The organism is Acinetobacter sp. 226-1, from assembly GCF_030329325.1.
Classification (GTDB): Bacteria; Pseudomonadota; Gammaproteobacteria; order Pseudomonadales; family Moraxellaceae; genus Acinetobacter; species Acinetobacter sichuanensis.
The window spans coordinates 486,124-504,582 of record NZ_JACANU010000003.1 but is presented as its reverse complement, the minus strand read 5'-3'; the positions used below and the strand labels follow the sequence as shown (position 1 = coordinate 504,582).

Sequence of the window (18,459 nt, the reverse complement as noted above, 5' to 3'; positions counted from 1 at the left end):
TGGTAAATGCTTAAAAACACAAAAACTATTCAAAACATATATAAGTATATGATTTATAAAATTATTGATTTAATTGTAAAAATATAAAAAATTAGACTAAAGTCGTAGATGGTTTTAAGAAAATATTTTTGAGGTGAAATTTTGGTGATTCATCAGGAATAAAATTGGTACCTGATTAATATATGAAATTGGCTCTCGTTTCATGCAAAAATTCAAGCCACATTAGATTTATCAAGTGCACTGTGAAAACTTTCAAATCGTGAAGTATGAACAGTACACACCATGAATATAATGATTGAGGTAAACGATATGGGTCAGCAAGATTCTGCAATGAATGTCCGTAAATTAGCAGCAACTCCGCGTGGTGTTGGAGTGATGTGTCAATGGTTTGTTGAGCGTGCTGAAAATGCGACCTTATGGGACACTCAAGGCAATGAATATATTGATTTTGCAGGTGGTATTGCTGTTTTAAATACAGGACATCGCCATCCGAAAATTATTGCGGCAGTCACTGAACAATTAGGTAAATTTACGCATACTGCATACCAAGTTGTACCGTATGAAAGTTATGTTTCTTTGGTTGAACGTATTATTGAACGTGCACCAGTTACAAGTCCAGCAAAGGCTGCATTATTTACTACAGGTGCAGAAGCTGTTGAAAATGCAGTTAAAATTGCACGTGCAGCAACTAAGCGTCATGGCGTAATCACTTTTGGTGGTGCATTCCATGGTCGTACTTTTATGACTATGGCAATGACAGGTAAAACTGCACCTTATAAGCGTGATTTTGGGGTAATGCCTTCAGGCGTATTTCATGCACGTTATCCTGTTGCAGTGAATGGCATCAGTGTAGATGATGCGATTGAAAGTTTAGAAGATATTTTCAGTACAGATATTGCTGCACATGATGTTGCTGCGATTGTACTTGAGCCTGTTCAAGGCGAAGGTGGTTTCAATGTTGCACCACAAGAACTGATGATTCGTTTGCGTCAAATCTGTGATCAACATGGTATTTTACTGATCGCAGATGAAGTTCAAACAGGCTTTGCACGTACAGGGAAACTATTTGCAATGGAACATTATCCAGACGTCAAAGCTGATTTGATTACGATGGCAAAAAGTTTAGGCGGTGGTTTCCCTATTTCTGGTGTCGTAGGACGTGCTGATCTTATGGATGCACCAAATCCAGGTGGACTAGGTGGTACTTATGCGGGTAATCCTTTGGCAGTTGTCGCTGCACATGCTGTCATTGATGTGATTGAAGAAGAAAAATTATGTGATCGTGCCAATAAACTTGGTGCGCAGTTAATCAATGTACTTGAAGACTTACGTGATACGCATAGTTTTATACGTGATATTCGTGGTTTAGGTTCAATGATTGCGATTGAACTGAATACGGCTGAGCAAGTCAAAGTGGTACAAGAATATGCGATGAGCAAAAAACTGGTTTTATTGTCTTGTGGTAAAAAAGCTAATGTGATTCGTTTCTTATATCCTTTAACAATTCCAGATGCACAGTTCCAAAATGCTTTGGAGATTATTAAGGAAGGCTTTGCTGCGATTGCGACGAAGAAAGAGGATATGCCTGCATGATTGATCAAAAATATCATTATTTATTAAATCATGCTGATATTGCATTTGAAGCGCCGACTTCAGGTGCATATATCGAAGTAAAAGATGCTGCCAATGGCACATCTTTAGCTTGGGTCAAGCAGCATGATCGTGCTTCTGTTGAACATTTTATTTTACGTTCCGAGCAAGCGCAGGCTGCATTTAAAAAATTCACAGCCTTACAACGTGCTGATATTTTGATGGCGTGGTATCGCTTGATGTTAGATCATCAAGAAGATCTAGCACAGATTTTAACTGCAGAGCAGGGTAAACCACTCGCAGAAGCGCGTGGTGAAATTGGGTCAGCAGCTTCATTTATTCGTTGGTTTGCAGAGCAAGCGCGCCGTATAGATGGAGATATTTTACCATCACCACAAGCACAGCAGCGTTTATTGGTGATCAAACAGCCCATTGGTGTGACGGCTGCGATTACACCATGGAATTTTCCTGCGGCAATGATTACACGTAAAATCGCACCTGCAATTGCAGCAGGTTGTTCAATGCTCATTAAACCTGCGGAACAAACACCACTAAGTGCCTATGCTTTACAAGTCTTGGCAATACAGGCAGGTTTACCATCCGATGTGATGATCACATTGAGTGGTGACTCAGTCGCAGTAGGTAAAACACTGTGTGAAAGTGATATTGTCCGTAAACTTACGTTTACAGGGTCAACTGAAGTTGGGCGTATTTTGGCGGAACAATGTGCGCCAACCATTAAAAAACTGTCTCTAGAATTGGGTGGAAATGCACCTGTCATTGTGTTTGATGATGCCAATATTGAACAAGCAGTAAAAGGGATTTTGGCAAGTAAGTTCCGTAATAGTGGACAAACCTGTGTCTGTGCCAATCGTGTCTATATTCAAGAGGGTATTTATGATGCTGTTGCACAACGTGTAATAGAAGAAGTAAATAAACTGAAAGTCGGCGATGGTCGAATCGAGGGGACGACGCAAGGTCCATTGGTTGATGAAGCTGCAGTTGCCAAAGTTGAATCACACATTCAAGACGCACTGGCAAAAGGGGCGACGCTTGCTACAGGCGGTAAGCGCTTAAGTGAAAGTAATACGTTCTTTGAACCCACAGTTTTAATGGGTGTTACACAAGAGATGCGTGTTGCACGTGAAGAAACTTTTGGACCCTTAGCACCATTATTTTCGTTTAAAACAGAACAAGATGCTGTGCAAATGGCAAATGATACTGAATTTGGCTTGGCTGCTTATTTATTTACACAAAATGCATCACGTCAATGGCGAGTGGGTGAAGCACTAGAGTATGGCATGGTGGGAGTCAACACAGGAATGATTTCTATAGAAGTAGCTCCTTTTGGTGGGATTAAACAGTCAGGTTTGGGGCGTGAAGGTTCTAAATACGGCATTGATGATTATCTAGAAATGAAATATTTATGTGTTGATTTGTCTGAGTAAGCCAACATCATTTATGACAGATTAAACCCAATAAGTGTGATATTGCTTATTGGGTATTTTTATATTTTATTGGGAGGATTTAAAATATTTTCAGCAGACGTTTGTTGTAAATCGCATTCTTTACACTGCAACATCATGCCGATCTTTTCATTACGTCCTTGTTCAGTCATAACCCACGGACGATTTTGCCAAGGTGGCGTATGACGAACATGTTGCGTATGACCGCAAGCAAGATCAGCCACCCAATGACCTTCATGGTCAATATGAAAAGCAATCATGGCTTGTTGCATGATATTCCTCAAAACATTTAGCACAATATCAGTTAAAGGTTTACCAAAAATCAGGGAAATGCAAGAAAAATCTCCGCTATACTAAAACCATTAAACATTGAAAAAGAGCAGTAATATGCGTGTACTTGTAGTGATGGACCCGATTGAAAATGTAAATCTCAAAAAAGATTCAACCATGGCAATGTTATGGGCAGCATCACGACGTGGGCATGAACTTGGCTATGCATTACAGCAAGATTTATATATTGATCAAGGTAAAGCGTTTGGCTTAATTCATCCTTTAACAGTATTTGAAGATTACAACCACTATTACGAATTGGGTGAAAAACAAAAGCAATCTTTGGCTGATTATGATGTGATTTTGATGCGTAAAGATCCACCATTTGATATGAACTTTGTTTATACTACTTATATTTTAGAACAAGCAGAGCGTGAAGGTGCATGGATTATTAATAAGCCACAAAGCCTACGTGACTGTAACGAGAAACTATTTGCAACTCAGTTCCCTGAGCTACAAGTGCCAACTTTAGTGACATCACAACAAAGCCTGATTCGTGAATTCTTAAAAGAACATGGTGATGTGATTGTTAAACCTTTAGATGGTATGGGTGGAATGGGTATTTTTCGTTTATACCAAGATGGGGTAAATATTGGTTCAACCATTGAAATTTTAACAAATAACGGTACACAACCGATTATGGCACAGCGCTATATTCCTGAAATTGTTGACGGTGATAAACGTATTCTCATGATCAATGGCGAAGCTGTTCCATATTGCTTGGCACGTATTCCACAAAATGGAGAAGTGCGTGGTAACTTGGCAGCAGGTGGTTTAGGTGAAGCTCGACCATTGACTGAAAATGACAAAGCGATTGCAGCAAAAGTGGGTCCATTTTTAAAAGAAAAAGGCTTAGTTTTTGTTGGTTTAGATGTGATTGGTAATTATGTCACTGAAATTAATGTCACCAGCCCAACGTGTATTCGAGAAATTGATACACAATTTGGCACCTCAATTGCTGATGACTTATTTGCTGTCCTAGAAGCAGGACGTTAATCGTTTTAAGTCGATTTGAAAACACCAGCATCAAGCTGGTGTTTTCTTAATATGTATGAAATTTTTAAATGACATTTATTGTATTTTTAAGGGGTGCGCTTTAAATAACTGCCAAACTGCACCTATGCCAAGTAAAGATAAAGCTGTGGTAATCCAGACAATATTGCTCCAATTATGTGTATATGAAACGAGCATTCCACTCAGAGGTGGCAATATAAATTGTCCAAAAGCTGAGATTTGTAATACTAAACCGACACTTGCTGCAATTGCATTCGGATGAGGTGCGTAATTTAAAGTAATCGCAAAAACGGTTGCAGGAATCAGCCCGCCTACAGCAGAAAAAATAATGACACTTAAATATTGAATTGGAAATGGTAAATATTGATTGAATACGAACATAACGAAACACATCGTACACATGGTCAAAAAACCTGTGATGATGAGTTTTTTGGCAGTAATACCATGATGCAAAAGTCCACCTGCAGCCAAGGTTCCTGCAATATTAGAAATTGAAACAATAGCGGTTAATATCCCTGCAACTTGAAAATCAATTTTTGCATTGAGATAAATACTTGGTAAAAAACCAATGACGGTCAGCCATTGACTGGTATAAGCAGCAAAAATGATGGCTAAACAGACAACAGGTGCGTGACGCAGTGTCATTTTAACAACACTTAAAAATGATAATGATGAGGTCTGTGTTGAATGTGTACGTGGAAGATGAAGTAAAACTTGTACAATTGCTGCAAAGCCTAAACAGAGCAGTCCTAAACCAAACCAAATATGCTGCCAAGAAAAGTACTGTAATAATAACGGAATGCTGAGCATGGCAATTCCTACACCGAGTCCCATATAAGACCCCCAGATGCCCATTTTGACATTCATTTTTTGTGGATCACAGATTCTTTTTAAAATTGCAGGGGCAGTGAGGGTAATCAATAAAAAGCCAATTCCTTCAAAAAATCTAAAGAAAAATAAACTGAATAGTGAACTAATAAAAACACCACTTAAACTCGCACAACCTAAAATCACTAAACCCGCAATAAAGCACTGTTTAAGTCCAACTTTCTCACTAAAACTTCCTAAACATAACGCAAATAACATACCTGCCGCTTGTACTAAAGACAAAGCAAGTCCTGCTTGTGCAAGATTTAGATCGAGTTGTTTTTGTAAAATAGGGATAATCGGGGAGAGTTTACCAACATGAACCGCAGCCAAATATCCTGCTGCAATAATCCAAAGATCATGTCGTGAAGTATGTTGTGTCACGATGTCTATTCTTCCATGAATAATTTTTAAGTAAAATTTGAGTATAAAGAGAATAAAATATATTTCTATAAAAACAATTTTAAGTTTATAGATAAATTTTTCATATAAAGAGAAAGATACGATAAATACTTAAGGCATACAGGAATCTCTATTTAAAATATATAAATTGTACAAAAATAAGTATTTTCTGATAGATTAATAACAAAACTAGTTTAAACTTTCAAATCAGTAGAAAAAAACAATGAAGTGTCAGGCGAAAAAAAGTAAATAAACTTTTCCCTCTCATGGTTTGTGATTACAATTGTCTGCTTAAAGACTCGTTAAATTTTATTTTTTGGTATTGAAGAATTAGACTGTGAGCAAACCTCAACAAACTACACCTAAACATGTCATGATGATGGCAGCAGGTACAGGTGGGCATGTATTTCCAGCCTTAGCGGTCGCTAAAGAGTTGCAACAACAAGGGTGCCAAGTCTCATGGTTAGCAACCCCGACAGGAATGGAAAATCGTTTATTAAAACAACATGATATTCCAATTTATCAAATCGATATTCAAGGTGTGCGTGGCAATGGTCTTGTCCGTAAATTAGCAGCACCTTTTAAAATTTTAAAAGCGACCTTAAGCGCAATGCGTCATATGAAACAACTTAAAGTTGATGCTGTTGCAGGCTTTGGCGGTTATGTTGCAGGTCCGGGTGGTTTGGCTGCACGCTTATTGGGTATTCCTGTCATTATTCATGAGCAAAATGCGGTTGCAGGTTTTACCAATACACAACTTTCACGTGTGGCAAAAAAAGTATGTGAGGCATTTCCAAATACCTTTCCTGCATCTGAAAAAATTGTGACTACAGGTAATCCTGTACGTAAAGAAATTACTGCAATTTACAACCCAACTTATCGTTACAAAGAACGTGAAAATTCAAGTGAACCTATTCGTATTCTTATTGTGGGTGGTTCATTAGGTGCACAAGCTTTAAATGAGTGTGTGCCACACGCTTTAAAACAGCTCAATGTTCCACTTCATGTTTTTCATCAATGTGGTCAAAATAAACAAGAAACAACACAAGCTTTATATGTAAATTTACCTGAAAATTTGCATGTTGAAGTCCAGCCATTCATTGAAGATATGGCAAAAGCATATAGTGACGCTGATTTAATTATTTGTCGTGCAGGTGCGCTGACTGTAACTGAAGTTGCAACTGCAGGTGTAGCCGCAGTTTTTGTTCCTTTACCAAGTGCAGTAGATGATCATCAAACAGCAAATGCTCGTTTTTTAGAGAAAATTGGTGCTGCTAAAATTTGCCCGCAAGCCACCATGACACCTGATTCGTTAAAGGATTTATTAACGCCGTTGATGAATCGCCAATTATTGATGGAAATGGCGGTTAAAGCTCGTCAACAAGCCCAACCTGACGCAACACAGCGTGTGGTTGGTTTAATTCAAGATTTGTAAGTTAGAGTTGATTATGTCTCCAACAAGCCCAGCTGATAAAGCAAAAAGCCTCATTAAAATTCCTGAAATGCGCCGTATTAAACATATCCATTTTGTGGGTATCGGTGGTGCAGGCATGTGTGGTATTGCCGAAGTGTTGAAAAACCAAGGTTATAAAGTTTCAGGTTCTGATATTAAGGCATCTAAAACAACAGCACAGCTTGAAGAAAATGGCATTAAGGTTTATATCGGGCATACAGCTAAAAATATTCAAGGTGCAAATGTATTAGTGGTTTCAACTGCCATTGACCCTGAAAATCTTGAAGTTAAAGAAGCAATTGAAAACCGCATTCCTGTCGTTCGTCGTGCTGAGATGTTGGGTGAGCTGATGCGTTACCGTCATGGCATCGCAGTTGCAGGTACGCATGGTAAAACGACAACAACCAGCTTAGTCACTTGCATGCTTGCTGAAGAAAATATGGATCCAACGTATGTGATTGGTGGATTATTAAATCGTACAGGTGTAAATGCAGCGCTTGGAGCAAGTCGTTATATCGTTGCTGAAGCAGATGAATCAGATGCATCATTTTTACACTTAGAACCAATGGCTGCGATTGTAACGAATATTGATGCAGATCATATGGATACCTACGGCGGTAGCTTTGATGTATTAAAAGATACCTTCGTTAAGTTTTTACAAAAAATGCCATTTTATGGTTTAGCTGTTGTCTGCGGTGATGATGCCAATATTCGTGAAATTATGCCGCGTATCGGTCGTCCTGTTTTAACTTATGGTTTTAATGAAGACAATGATATTCGTGCAATTGATGTTGAACAAATTGGCATGCAATCAAGCTTTACCGTTTTACGTAAAGATCGTGAACCTTTGCGTTTAACCATTAACTTGCCGGGCTTGCACAATATCTTAAATGCTTTGGCTGCGATTGGTATTGCAACCGATGAAGGTGTTTCAGATGCTGCCATTGCACGTGCTTTAGAAAGCTTTAGTGGTGTTGGTCGTCGTTTCCAAGTGCAAGGTGAATTTGAACTTGGTGAAGGTAATGTAAAACTTGTTGATGACTACGGTCATCATCCTAAAGAAGTTGAAGCAACAATTAAAGCGGCACGTGCGAGTCATCCAGAGCGTCGTTTGGTGATGATGTTCCAACCTCATCGTTTCAGTCGTACACGTGATTGTTTTGATGACTTTGTTGATGTGCTGTCTCAGGTTGATCAATTACTTCTTTTAGAAGTATATCCTGCGGGAGAAAAACCAATCGTGGGTGCAGACAGTCGTGCTTTAGCACGTAGTATTCGTTTGCGTGGTGAAGTTGAACCTATTTTAATTGATCCTGTTGAAGGTAATTTACAAAACGCGATACAAAAAGTGTTACAAGCAAATGACTTGTTATTAACACAAGGTGCGGGTAACGTGGGTGCAATTTCGGTAGAATTGGCTCAAAACCAACTTTATTTAAAATAATGACTGAGTAAAGTGCTTCATCTGTACTGTTGTATAGATGAAGCTCAGTATTTATTTTATTGACTAACTTATAAGTTTAAGGATTTAAACGTGTCAAATGCTTCTAAATTCGGCAAAGTAGCGGTATTGCTTGGTGGAAAATCCGCTGAGCGTGAGGTGTCATTAGATAGTGGTAAAGCTGTATTAGAAGCATTATTACGTTCAGGTGTTCATGCAGAAGCTTTTGATCCGCAAGAGCGTAGCGTGACAGAACTTGTAAATTATGATCGTGCATTTATTGTATTGCATGGTCGTGGTGGTGAAGATGGTCAAATCCAAGGTGTTTTGGAATGGTTAAACATTCCTTATACAGGAACTGGTGTACAAGGTTCAGCCATTGGTATGGACAAAGTTAAAACCAAGCAAATTTGGCAAGGTTCTGACTTACCAACTGCACCTTATCGTATTATTTCAAAAGATTCTGATTTAGAAGAAATTGTTGCAAATCTGGGTTTACCTCTAATCATCAAGCCTGTACATGAAGGTTCTAGTGTGGGTATGAGTAAGGTTGAAAAAATTGAAGACCTTGCCGATGCGATTGATAAAGCCACTGTGCATGATGCTATTGTCATGGCTGAAAAGTGGATTACAGGGCGTGAATATACAATTTCATTTTTAAACGGTCAGCCTCTTCCTGTTATTCGTTTACAACCACCTGCTGATGTAGCTTTTTATGATTATGAAGCAAAATATAATCGTAATGATGTGGAATATGGTATTCCATGTGGTTTAAGTGATGCAGAAGAAAAACAACTACAAGCGCTTTGTTTACGTGCATTCCAAGCAGTTGGTGCAAGCGGTTGGGGACGTATTGATGCCATGCTAGATGAGCAAGGCAACTTTTGGTTATTAGAAGTAAATACTGTACCAGGTATGACGAGCCATTCTCTTGTGCCTAAAGCTGCAAATGCTGTAGGTTACAGCTTTGATGAATTGTGTGTAGCGATTTTAGCGCAGACTTTAACGGAACAAGCACACTAAGTTTATGGCTCAACTTCCTGCTTCAATGCGTCGTAAACGCGCAGCCATTACATCAATACATGATAAACCACCTACCCGCAAAGAGAAGTTCATCAATGCGGGAGGATGGGTGTTGCTCCTGATCGCCTTTCTTGTATTGTGTGTAGGATTGTTTGGTTTATACAAAGTTGTGACAGATGCTAAGGTTGCAACCTTGCAAGTGGTAGGTACTCAATCAGCACTGGAAAATGAAGTATTGTCGCAGCACTTAGCACCTGTTGTAAAAGACAATTACTTTACTTCAGACTTAGAGCAAATCCGAGATAAAGCCCTTGAAGTATCATGGGTTGATCGAGTGGTTGTCGCACGTGCATGGCCAAATGGAATTCGTGTTCGAGTGATGCCGCGTCATGCGATTGCCCGTTGGGGAACGGGGCGATTATTAAGTGACAGTGGAGATGTTTATACTGAGGTACAAGTGCGTAATCATAGCAATTTACCTCTTTTACATGGTCCACTCAGCCAATCTAAAGTCATGATGCGTCGTTATAATGAAATAAATCAATTATTTCATCCTGCGAATTTGCGATTAAAAGAATTGTATTTAACTGAGCGTATGACATGGTTTATGCAGTTTGATTCGGGTTTACGCATTATTGTTGATCAAGATCAGACGATGAGCAAGTTGCAACGTTTAAGTCATTTAGCACAAACCGATTTAAAACCTGTTTGGTCAACGATTTCTGCGATTGATTTACGTTATCGAAATGGTCTTGCAATTCAATGGAAAGATTCAAGGTCACCGAAAATTTTGAATGGTGGCTTTGTTGTAACGAGCGATGAACCAAGCGTTGCAGATGCAAGAGTAGTGCAGCCATAATAGATGGCTTTATAAAGAGGCGATGAGCCAAAGATAAACAATGAAGATAATGGTAGCGAAGTGATGAGTGAAGCTGTTCCCTCAGTTGTTGCGATAGACATTGGGACACATAAAGTTTCAGTTCTAATAGGTAAGGTGCATGCCCCTGATAATATTCAGGTTATTGGCATGGCTAGTGCACGCAATAAAGGTATGACCAAAGGCAAAATTGTCAGCCTAGAAAAAGTCATAACTGCAATTAAACAAGCCGTACAAGAAGCGGAAGACATGGCAGAATGCCGTGTACATTCTGCATGGGTATCTATTCCAAGTACAGAATTACAAAGTCATTATGCAGTTGGACGTACACCTATTTCAAACCCAGAACGTACGATTACCACTTCAGAAGTTGTACGCGCATTAGATCTTGCTAAAGCCAGTCATATGACGGCAGATCATTATCTTGCTACAGCAGTACCTTTAGGTTTTGAGTTAGATGATTCGCCTGAATGGGTGCAAAACCCGATTAATTTAACGGCGCATAGTATGACTGCGCATTATCAATTAATGATGATGCCTATTGCTACGATGCAAAACTTAGATCGGGCAATGAAAGGCGCAAATATTTCTGTAGAAAAAATGGTGGTATCGTGTTTGGCAACTGCTGAAGGTAGTTTGCTCAAAGACGAAAAAGAATATGGTGTATGTTTACTTGATATTGGCGCAGGTACCACCAATATTGCAGTTTATATAGAAGGGCATCTCGTTTTAGCGCATACCATTCAACGTGGTGGTGAAAATGTGACGCGAGATATTGCAGCTGTATTACAAACGACTACAGAAGAAGCAGAGCGAATTAAGTTACTCTATGGTTGTGTAGATTTGCATCAAGTTAAACCTGAACATATGATTCAGTTTGAAGCAATTGATGGAACTCAAACGATTAGTCGTATTGAACTTGCAGAAATTATTATTGCACGTTACGAAGAAATTTTGAGTTTAGTTCATCATGAATTAGAACAACGTGGCGCATTGCAAAGCTTATATCATGGCGTGGTATTGACTGGGGATGTATGTCAAATCGAAGGTATGGTAACGTTAGCACGTAGAATGTTGGGTGTTTCTGCCCATTTGGGTAATCCAACAGTTAATGTTCATGCTGATGACCAACATTTATCTGCTTTACGTCGTTCAATGTATGCAACTGCATCTGGCTTATTGTTATTCAGCCAAAGTGATATGCAAGATGCTGTAGAAGAGCCTGAAGTTAATAGTCATCGTTCAGTTTGGGAACGTGTGGCAAATGGCTGGGTCGCGTTGAATAACAAATTAAAAGGTATTTTTTAGGTGTGGTTTTTTGGGAATATTGTTAAAAAGTTGTAAGCATGTCGTCCTGTACTTGACAAGTCTGACAATGAACAGCATCCTAAAAACAAATTTTATTATTGAAGATCAAGGCAGTATACGGGCTTAAGTGACTGCCATACATTAAGTAGGAAATCTAAAGGTCATGGCCTCATTTGAATTTTTAGAAGATGAACAAACCGATAGTAACGGTCAAGCCCGTTTTACTGTGTTTGGTGTTGGTGGTGGCGGTGGTAATGCCGTACAACACATGGTGCAGTCTGACATTAAAGGGGTAAAGTTTGTTTGTGCAAATACAGATAAACAAGCTTTAGATCGTATGAATGCGCCATTTAAAATCCAACTCGGTGAACAAAGTACCCGTGGTTTGGGTGCAGGTGCAAACCCAGATGTAGGTCAAATTGCTGCTGAAGAAAGTCGTGAATTGATTCGTCAACACCTTGAAGGTGCAGACATGGTCTTTGTTACCGCTGGTATGGGCGGTGGTACAGGCACAGGTGCTGCGCCAGTTGTTGCTGAAATTGCTCAGGAAATGGGTATTTTGACCGTTGGTGTTGTCACAACACCATTCAACTTTGAAGGTCGTCGTCGTCAACGTTCGGCTGAAAAGGGCATTGAAGCGCTTGAAGCACATGTAGACTCATTGATTATTATTCCAAATCAGCGTTTATTAAGTGTTTATGGTGACATCTCTATGCAAGATGCTTACCGTAAAGCAGATGACGTATTACTGAACGCTGTGCGTAGTATCTTTGATCTCGTTGTTCGTCCTGGTCATATTAACCTTGACTTTGCCGATTTAAAAACTGCGATGAGTACACGTGGTTATGCAATGATGGGTGAAGGTAAGAGCAGTGGTCCAGACCGCGCTGAAGAAGCTGCGCGTCTTGCTATTCGTAGTCCATTATTAGATAACGTAAATATCATGAATGCCAAAGGGGTGTTAATTAACATCACAGGTGGCGCAGATGTGACTTTACGTGAAACTGAGATCATCACAGATGTGGTCAATCAGATTGTTGACCTTGATGAAGGTGAAGTTTTCTTTGGTACAGTATTTGATCCAGATGCGCGTGATGAAATTCGTGTGACTGTGATTGCAACAGGTTTAACACGCAATGCCAATGAAGCAGAAGTAAAGCGTCGTGCTTCTGTTAATGTTGCTGCAAATGTGCAAAAAACCAGCCAAAATCCAGTTGATGAAGATGATGTACCTGCGATCAGCAAGCGTCAAAACAGTGATGCGCCTGCAACGAACTCAAGTGCATCGCCACGTTCTACTCCAATGAGTATTCAAGATTATTTGAAAAATCAACAACGTAAATAATTGATAATTCAAATAAAGACTGATCATGATCGAAAAAGGCAGTAAGTTTCACTGCCTTTTTTGTTTTTTATCAATGGCTAAATGTGCTAACGTATAGCGGATTTGAGAATGAAGACCGAATTAGCATGTTGAAACAACGTACCCTGAAACGAGTCGTGAAAGCGAGTGGAATCGGATTACATAGCGGGCAGAAAGTCATGATTAACTTTTTACCTCATGTAGCTGATGGGGGTATTGTGTTCCGTCGTATTGATTTAAATCCGCCCGTTGATATTCAGGCAGATGCAATGCTGATCCAAGAAGCATTCATGTGTTCAAATTTAGTCGAAAAAGATGCCAAAGTAGGCACTATTGAGCATGTGACCAGTGCCATTGCTGGTTTAGGCATTGATAACCTCATTATTGAAGTATCTGCGTCAGAAATCCCAATTATGGATGGGAGTGCGGGACCGTTTATTTACTTGCTTATGCAGGGCGGTTTGGTTGAGCAAGACGCACCTAAAAAATTTATTCGTATGCTTAAACCTGTTGAAGCATTAATTGATGACAAAAGAGCTATTTTTTCACCTCATCATGGTTTTCAACTAAACTTTGAAATTGATTTTGATCATCCTGCTTTTGCTAAAGAATATCAGTCAGCAACCATCGATTTTTCTACTGAAACTTTCGTTTATGAAGTCAGTGGAGCGCGTACATTTGGTTTTATGAAAGATTTAGACTATTTAAAATCACATAATTTAGCTCTAGGTGCGAGTTTGGAAAATGCTGTTGGTTTAGATGATACGGGTGTCGTAAACGAAGAAGGTTTACGTTTTGCTGATGAGTTTGTCCGTCATAAAATTTTAGATGCAGTTGGGGATTTATACCTTCTGGGTCATCAAATTATTGGGAAATTTGATGGCTATAAATCTGGACATGCGCTCAATAATCAACTTTTACGCAATGTTAAAAGTGATCCAAGCAGTTATGAAATTGTAACATTTGATGACATGAAAAGCTGTCCAATACAATATGTACAAGTCTTATAAGTCCTTGCTTTTAAGCGGCAATGTTATAAAGTAACGCAAAATAATGTGACACGGTTGGCTTTTTGTAAATACAATATCCAATATTTTATTTTATTGTTTACTTTTTATTGCTTGCCAAACGTAACAAAGCTTGGCTAAGCTTAGCGTCGTTCACAAAACTAGCAGCATGTTGCAACATCTCTTGTGTTTCTGGTGTGAGGGATTGAACAGATTTTTGAGGAATTGTCGATTTTTCTGTGTTTTCACGTAGTCTAATTTGCAATTTTTTTAGATTTTGAAATTCTTCTAATTGTGACAATTGAAAAATATATTGTTTTTGAAGATAACCGAGTTGACTAATCATGGCTTGATTTTCACCGGTGATGGTCAAAATACCATGTTCATAACAGACAACCTGCCATACTTCTGGTTGAGGTAGCAAAGGTTGGATTAGCTTAGTGAGTTTTTGCCATTCGGCAACTTGCTTTTTAAGAAACGATAAGTTTCCTGTTTTTACGTGTTGTCTTGTTTGATGAAAGAGATTTTTAGGTTCAGACATACATTTTTCCTACATAGTTATGTCTTATCTTAAGCCCTCGTTTCAGTAGATATCAAGGACGAGATCACTCAAGGAACTTGATTAAGAACAGTTAAAAGAGGTTTTTATGCATTCGCGACGTATTTTATTGGCATTTTCTTTGGCGGCTTCTGCTGCATCGGTTGCATTCGCAGATTTAGTCCAATTAGATGCTTCTAATACATCTGCTCCAGATCGCTTAGAGCAACTTTCTAAGACGCTATCTCATACCACCGTATCTCAAGGCTCATATACTCATCCTGACGATATGGATATTCCAGGAAGCGTAACATTCCAACCGCATTTGCGTACATCAAATGAAAAACCAGTTGAACTCAACAACGCAACGATTGCACAAAAATATGGTTCAGCTGCAATTTCATCTTCATCTAGAGTAAATTACTCAGCAAATTCTCAACATTCATGGTTAATTGCACATCCACTACCTGATATGAAGCGCGTGAGTTCAAACTATGGTGGACGCACTATGGGTGGACGTGCTGAAAATCATTCAGGTTTAGATTTATCTGCACCAAGTGGAACACCCATCTATGCGACTGGTCCAGGTATTGTAACCAAGTCAGGTTGGGGCACAGGTTATGGTCAATATGTTGAAATCAACCATGGTAATGGCTATATCACACGTTATGCACATGCTTCACGTTTAATTGCTCGTGTAGGTGATCAAGTACAAGCAGGTGAACATATTGCCAATGTCGGCTGTACAGGTCGTTGTACAGGTCCACACTTGCATTATGAAGTTGTAAAAGATGGTCAACGTCGCAATCCATCAACTTATTTAGCAATGCTGCCTTAAGCCTTACATGATGAGCAAAATGTATTTCTAGACTAAAAGCTTATCATTAAAATAAATCTATATTGTATAAAAAACCGCCTAAATTGGCGGTTTTTTGTTTCTTTGTGTGTTAAATAGTCACTAAGTATTTAGTTACTAAATAATGCTCACAATCGACATTCATTTGTAACGATAACTTAACACCCCTAAAACATGATACATATAAGATATAGAAAATAGTTCAAGGAGTAGATGGGATATGGCGTATTATGGTGATACCGACGCTCAAGAAACACAAGAGTGGCAAGATGCCTTCGATTCTGTGTTGCAACATATGGGAACTGAGCGTGCTGCATTCTTATTAGAAAAACTCTATCAGCAAGCGATTTCTAAGCATGTTCCTATTCAGCGATTAAATACCCCCTACTTAAATACCATTCCTGTAGAAGAAACTCCTGCAATGCCAGGCGATGCAGATATGGAGCGTCGTATTCGTGCGCTCATTCGTTGGAATGCATTGGCAATGGTGCTACGTGCCAACAAAACAGGTGATGATCTTGGTGGTCACTTGGCAAGTTTTGCTTCTTCTGCAACGCTTTATGATGTCGGTTTTAACCATTTCTTCCGTGCGAACAGTGACCACTTTGGTGGTGACATGATTTATTACCAAGGACACTGTGCGCCTGGTATTTATGCACGTTCTTTCTTAGAAGGTCGTTTGACTGAAGAGCATTTAAATAATTTCCGTCGTGAAGTGGATGGCGTGGGTTTACCATCATATCCACATCCATATTTAATGCCTGATTATTGGCAGTTCCCGACCGTATCAATGGGTCTTGGTCCGATCATGTCGATCTATCAAGCACACATTCAAAAGTATTTGATGAACCGTGGTTTAATCAAAGAAGAAAACCGTAAAGTGTGGGCTTACCTTGGCGATGGTGAAATGGATGAACCTGAAAGTACAGGTGCAATTTCACTCGCAGGTCGTGAAAAACTTGATAATCTTATTTGGGTGGTGAACTGTAACTTACAGCGCCTTGATGGTCCTGTGCGTGGTAATGGTAAAATTATCCAAGAGCTTGAGTCATTGTTCCGTGGCGCAGGTTGGCGTGTGATCAAAGTCATTTGGGGTCGTCATTGGGATCCGCTGTTAGCGAAAGATGAAACAGGCGCTTTAAAAGCCATTATGGAAGAAGCGGTAGATGGTGATTATCAGCGTTATCAAGTAAAAGGTGGTGCATATACACGTGCGCACTTCTTTGGTCGCTACCCTGAAGCAGAAGAGCTGGTGAAGAACTTAAGCGATGAAGATATTGATAATCTCAATCGTGGTGGTCATGACCCATATAAAGTTTATGCAGCTTATGCCGAAGCGATGACTGCTAAAGGTCAACCAACTGTTATCTTAGCGAAAACAGTGAAAGGTTATGGTTTATCTGAAGAGATCGAAGCGGTGAATAAAACGCATCAGATTAAAAAGATGCAGCTTGAATCTTTAAAATATGTACGTAACCGTTTTAACTTACCATTTACTGATGAGCAACTTGAAGAAGTTCCGTTCTATCGTCCAAGTGAAAACTCGCCTGAATTAAAATACATGAAGGCGCGTCGTGAAGCATTGGGTGGTTATTTGCCTGCACGTCGTAAAGAAAGCGAACAATTGGCGATTCCTGAATTATCAGTTTTTGATGCGGTTTTGAAAGGCTCTGCAGGTAAAGAACAGTCGACCACCATGTTAATGGTACGTTTGATTTCATCTTTACTGAAAGAAAAAGCCATTAAAGACCGTGTAGTTCCAATTGTACCTGATGAAGCACGTACATTTGGTTTAGAAGGTATGTTCCGCCAATTGGGTATTTATGCCGCACATGGTCAAAAATATACCCCTGAAGACCAAGAACAGTTAATGCATTACCGTGAAGCTAAAGACGGTCATATGCTACAAGAGGGGATCAACGAAGCAGGTGCAATGAGTGCATGGTCTGCTTTGGGTACAAGTTATTCAACCAATAACTTACCAATGATTCCAATGTATATGTATTACTCAATGTTTGGTTTCCAACGTATTGGTGATATTGCATGGGCGGCAGGTGATGCACAGGCACAAGGTTTCTTACTTGGTGCAACTGCGGGTCGTACAACGCTGAACGGTGAAGGTTTGCAGCACCAAGATGGTCATTCACATATTCTTGCGAACACGATTCCAAACTGTATTTCTTATGATCCATGTTTTGGTTATGAGTTAGCAGTGATTGTGCATGATGGTTTAAAACGCATGTATGTCAACCAAGAGCGTGTGTTCTATTACTTAACCGTGATGAATGAAAACTACGAACATCCTGCGATTCCTGCAAATGCCGAAGAAGGCATTAAGCGTGGTATGTACTTATTTGAAAAAGATGACAAAGCTACTGTGCAGTTGATGGGCTCAGGTGTTATTTTACGTGAAGTGATTAAAGCAGCGAAAATTTTACGTGAAGAATATCAAATTCATGCAAACGTATGGAGTGTAACAAGCTTCAACGAATTGGCACGTGATGGTATGGCATGTGAAGAATATAACCGCTTACATCCAATGACTGAAGAACAGAAAGAAGCATGGATCACTGAACAATTACGTGATACCAAAGGTATTATCGTATCTGCAACGGATCATATGCGTGCTTATAGTGAACAAGTTCGTGCATATTTACCTGATAACCGCCCATTCGTGGCATTAGGTACAGATGGTTATGGTCGTTCTGATACACGTGCAAAATTACGTAGTTACTTTGGTGTTGATGCAGCTCATATTGTGGTCGCAACCTTGAAGAAACTTGCCGATGAAGGCGAAGTAAATCCTCGTTTAGTGAAAGATGCAATTGTTAGCTTTGAACTAGAAACCGACCGTCCTGTGGCTTGGGCACCTCAAGCAACACCTTCAGTCAATGCTGTTGCTGACTATAAAGAGGAGAACTAAT

Annotated in this window: 15 protein-coding genes; 12 read left to right on the top strand and 3 right to left on the bottom strand. The window is 39.4% G+C overall.

Annotated elements, in window-relative coordinates; all coding sequences use genetic code 11:
• The first annotated feature begins 309 nt into the window (after nucleotides 1–309).
• Both gabT and HX124_RS08465 read left to right on the top strand, forming a co-directional pair.
• Complete coding sequence (gene gabT, locus HX124_RS08470; protein ID WP_286382893.1) at nucleotides 310–1,593, top strand: 4-aminobutyrate--2-oxoglutarate transaminase; 1,284 nt, start codon at nucleotides 310–312, stop codon at nucleotides 1,591–1,593.
• Nucleotides 1,590–3,038, top strand: a complete 1,449-nt coding sequence (locus HX124_RS08465; RefSeq protein ID WP_286382895.1) for an NAD-dependent succinate-semialdehyde dehydrogenase — start codon at nucleotides 1,590–1,592, stop codon at nucleotides 3,036–3,038. Before gabT ends, HX124_RS08465 begins: the two co-directional genes overlap by 4 nt.
• Before the next feature lie 59 nt (nucleotides 3,039–3,097).
• On the opposite strand, the gene HX124_RS08460 is transcribed toward HX124_RS08465, so the two are convergent.
• The gene (locus tag HX124_RS08460) at nucleotides 3,098–3,328 is read right to left on the bottom strand and encodes a DUF3565 domain-containing protein (protein WP_107009453.1); all 231 of its coding nucleotides are present in this window, start codon (nucleotides 3,326–3,328) and stop codon (nucleotides 3,098–3,100) included.
• Nucleotides 3,329–3,443: 115 nt separating this feature from the next.
• Between HX124_RS08460 and gshB the strand changes: the two genes are divergently transcribed.
• Nucleotides 3,444–4,382 (top strand): glutathione synthase, encoded by a 939-nt coding sequence (gene gshB, locus HX124_RS08455; RefSeq protein ID WP_107009454.1) that lies wholly within the window; start codon nucleotides 3,444–3,446, stop codon nucleotides 4,380–4,382.
• A 75-nt stretch (nucleotides 4,383–4,457) separates the two neighbouring features.
• On the opposite strand, the gene HX124_RS08450 is transcribed toward gshB, so the two are convergent.
• Nucleotides 4,458–5,651, bottom strand: a complete 1,194-nt coding sequence (locus tag HX124_RS08450) for an MFS transporter (RefSeq protein ID WP_286376150.1) — start codon at nucleotides 5,649–5,651, stop codon at nucleotides 4,458–4,460.
• A gap of 355 nt (nucleotides 5,652–6,006) precedes the next feature.
• On the opposite strand from HX124_RS08450, the gene murG reads away from it, so the two are divergent.
• From murG to lpxC, 7 genes are all read left to right on the top strand, one after another.
• Entirely contained in the window at nucleotides 6,007–7,104 is a 1,098-nt protein-coding gene (murG, locus tag HX124_RS08445; protein ID WP_286376149.1) for an undecaprenyldiphospho-muramoylpentapeptide beta-N-acetylglucosaminyltransferase, read from the top strand.
• A 13-nt stretch (nucleotides 7,105–7,117) separates the two neighbouring features.
• Nucleotides 7,118–8,566, top strand: coding sequence for a UDP-N-acetylmuramate--L-alanine ligase (gene murC, locus HX124_RS08440; RefSeq protein WP_107009457.1), 1,449 nt, complete (start codon nucleotides 7,118–7,120; stop codon nucleotides 8,564–8,566).
• Between the two features lie 90 nt (nucleotides 8,567–8,656).
• Nucleotides 8,657–9,586 (top strand): D-alanine--D-alanine ligase, encoded by a 930-nt coding sequence (locus HX124_RS08435; protein WP_286382897.1) that lies wholly within the window; start codon nucleotides 8,657–8,659, stop codon nucleotides 9,584–9,586.
• A 4-nt stretch (nucleotides 9,587–9,590) separates the two neighbouring features.
• Nucleotides 9,591–10,445 (top strand): cell division protein FtsQ/DivIB, encoded by an 855-nt coding sequence (locus tag HX124_RS08430; protein WP_286382899.1) that lies wholly within the window; start codon nucleotides 9,591–9,593, stop codon nucleotides 10,443–10,445.
• A gap of 63 nt (nucleotides 10,446–10,508) precedes the next feature.
• A complete protein-coding gene (gene ftsA / locus HX124_RS08425; RefSeq protein WP_286382901.1) occupies nucleotides 10,509–11,771 on the top strand; it encodes a cell division protein FtsA in 1,263 nt (420 codons plus the stop codon).
• Between the two features lie 163 nt (nucleotides 11,772–11,934).
• Entirely contained in the window at nucleotides 11,935–13,116 is a 1,182-nt protein-coding gene (ftsZ, locus tag HX124_RS08420; protein ID WP_107009461.1) for a cell division protein FtsZ, read from the top strand.
• Nucleotides 13,117–13,241: 125 nt separating this feature from the next.
• Entirely contained in the window at nucleotides 13,242–14,144 is a 903-nt protein-coding gene (gene lpxC / locus HX124_RS08415; protein ID WP_107009462.1) for a UDP-3-O-acyl-N-acetylglucosamine deacetylase, read from the top strand.
• A 97-nt stretch (nucleotides 14,145–14,241) separates the two neighbouring features.
• Here the strand turns inward: lpxC and HX124_RS08410 are convergent, their stop codons facing one another.
• Nucleotides 14,242–14,682, bottom strand: a complete 441-nt coding sequence (locus tag HX124_RS08410) for a DUF721 domain-containing protein (protein ID WP_107009463.1) — start codon at nucleotides 14,680–14,682, stop codon at nucleotides 14,242–14,244.
• 106 nt (nucleotides 14,683–14,788) lie between these two features.
• On the opposite strand from HX124_RS08410, the gene HX124_RS08405 reads away from it, so the two are divergent.
• Together HX124_RS08405 and aceE are read left to right on the top strand one after the other, a co-directional pair.
• Nucleotides 14,789–15,517: a M23 family metallopeptidase gene (locus tag HX124_RS08405; protein WP_107009464.1), complete on the top strand. Its 729-nt coding sequence runs from the start codon at nucleotides 14,789–14,791 to the stop codon at nucleotides 15,515–15,517.
• A 238-nt stretch (nucleotides 15,518–15,755) separates the two neighbouring features.
• Nucleotides 15,756–18,458 carry a pyruvate dehydrogenase (acetyl-transferring), homodimeric type gene (gene aceE / locus HX124_RS08400; protein ID WP_286382904.1) on the top strand — a complete coding sequence of 901 codons (2,703 nt, stop codon included), beginning with the start codon at nucleotides 15,756–15,758 and terminating at the stop codon, nucleotides 18,456–18,458.
• Nucleotide 18,459: the final 1 nt, after the last annotated feature.

Coding starts and splice junctions, on each gene's coding strand:
- gabT (WP_286382893.1), top strand. CDS start 310: ATGGGTCAGCAAGATTCTGCAATGAATGTCCGTAAATTAGCAGCAACT.
- HX124_RS08465 (WP_286382895.1), top strand. CDS start 1,590: ATGATTGATCAAAAATATCATTATTTATTAAATCATGCTGATATTGCA.
- HX124_RS08460 (WP_107009453.1), bottom strand. CDS start 3,328: ATGCAACAAGCCATGATTGCTTTTCATATTGACCATGAAGGTCATTGG.
- gshB (WP_107009454.1), top strand. CDS start 3,444: ATGCGTGTACTTGTAGTGATGGACCCGATTGAAAATGTAAATCTCAAA.
- murC (WP_107009457.1), top strand. CDS start 7,118: ATGTCTCCAACAAGCCCAGCTGATAAAGCAAAAAGCCTCATTAAAATT.
- HX124_RS08430 (WP_286382899.1), top strand. CDS start 9,591: ATGGCTCAACTTCCTGCTTCAATGCGTCGTAAACGCGCAGCCATTACA.
- ftsA (WP_286382901.1), top strand. CDS start 10,509: ATGAGTGAAGCTGTTCCCTCAGTTGTTGCGATAGACATTGGGACACAT.
- ftsZ (WP_107009461.1), top strand. CDS start 11,935: ATGGCCTCATTTGAATTTTTAGAAGATGAACAAACCGATAGTAACGGT.
- lpxC (WP_107009462.1), top strand. CDS start 13,242: ATGTTGAAACAACGTACCCTGAAACGAGTCGTGAAAGCGAGTGGAATC.
- HX124_RS08410 (WP_107009463.1), bottom strand. CDS start 14,682: ATGTCTGAACCTAAAAATCTCTTTCATCAAACAAGACAACACGTAAAA.
- HX124_RS08405 (WP_107009464.1), top strand. CDS start 14,789: ATGCATTCGCGACGTATTTTATTGGCATTTTCTTTGGCGGCTTCTGCT.
- aceE (WP_286382904.1), top strand. CDS start 15,756: ATGGCGTATTATGGTGATACCGACGCTCAAGAAACACAAGAGTGGCAA.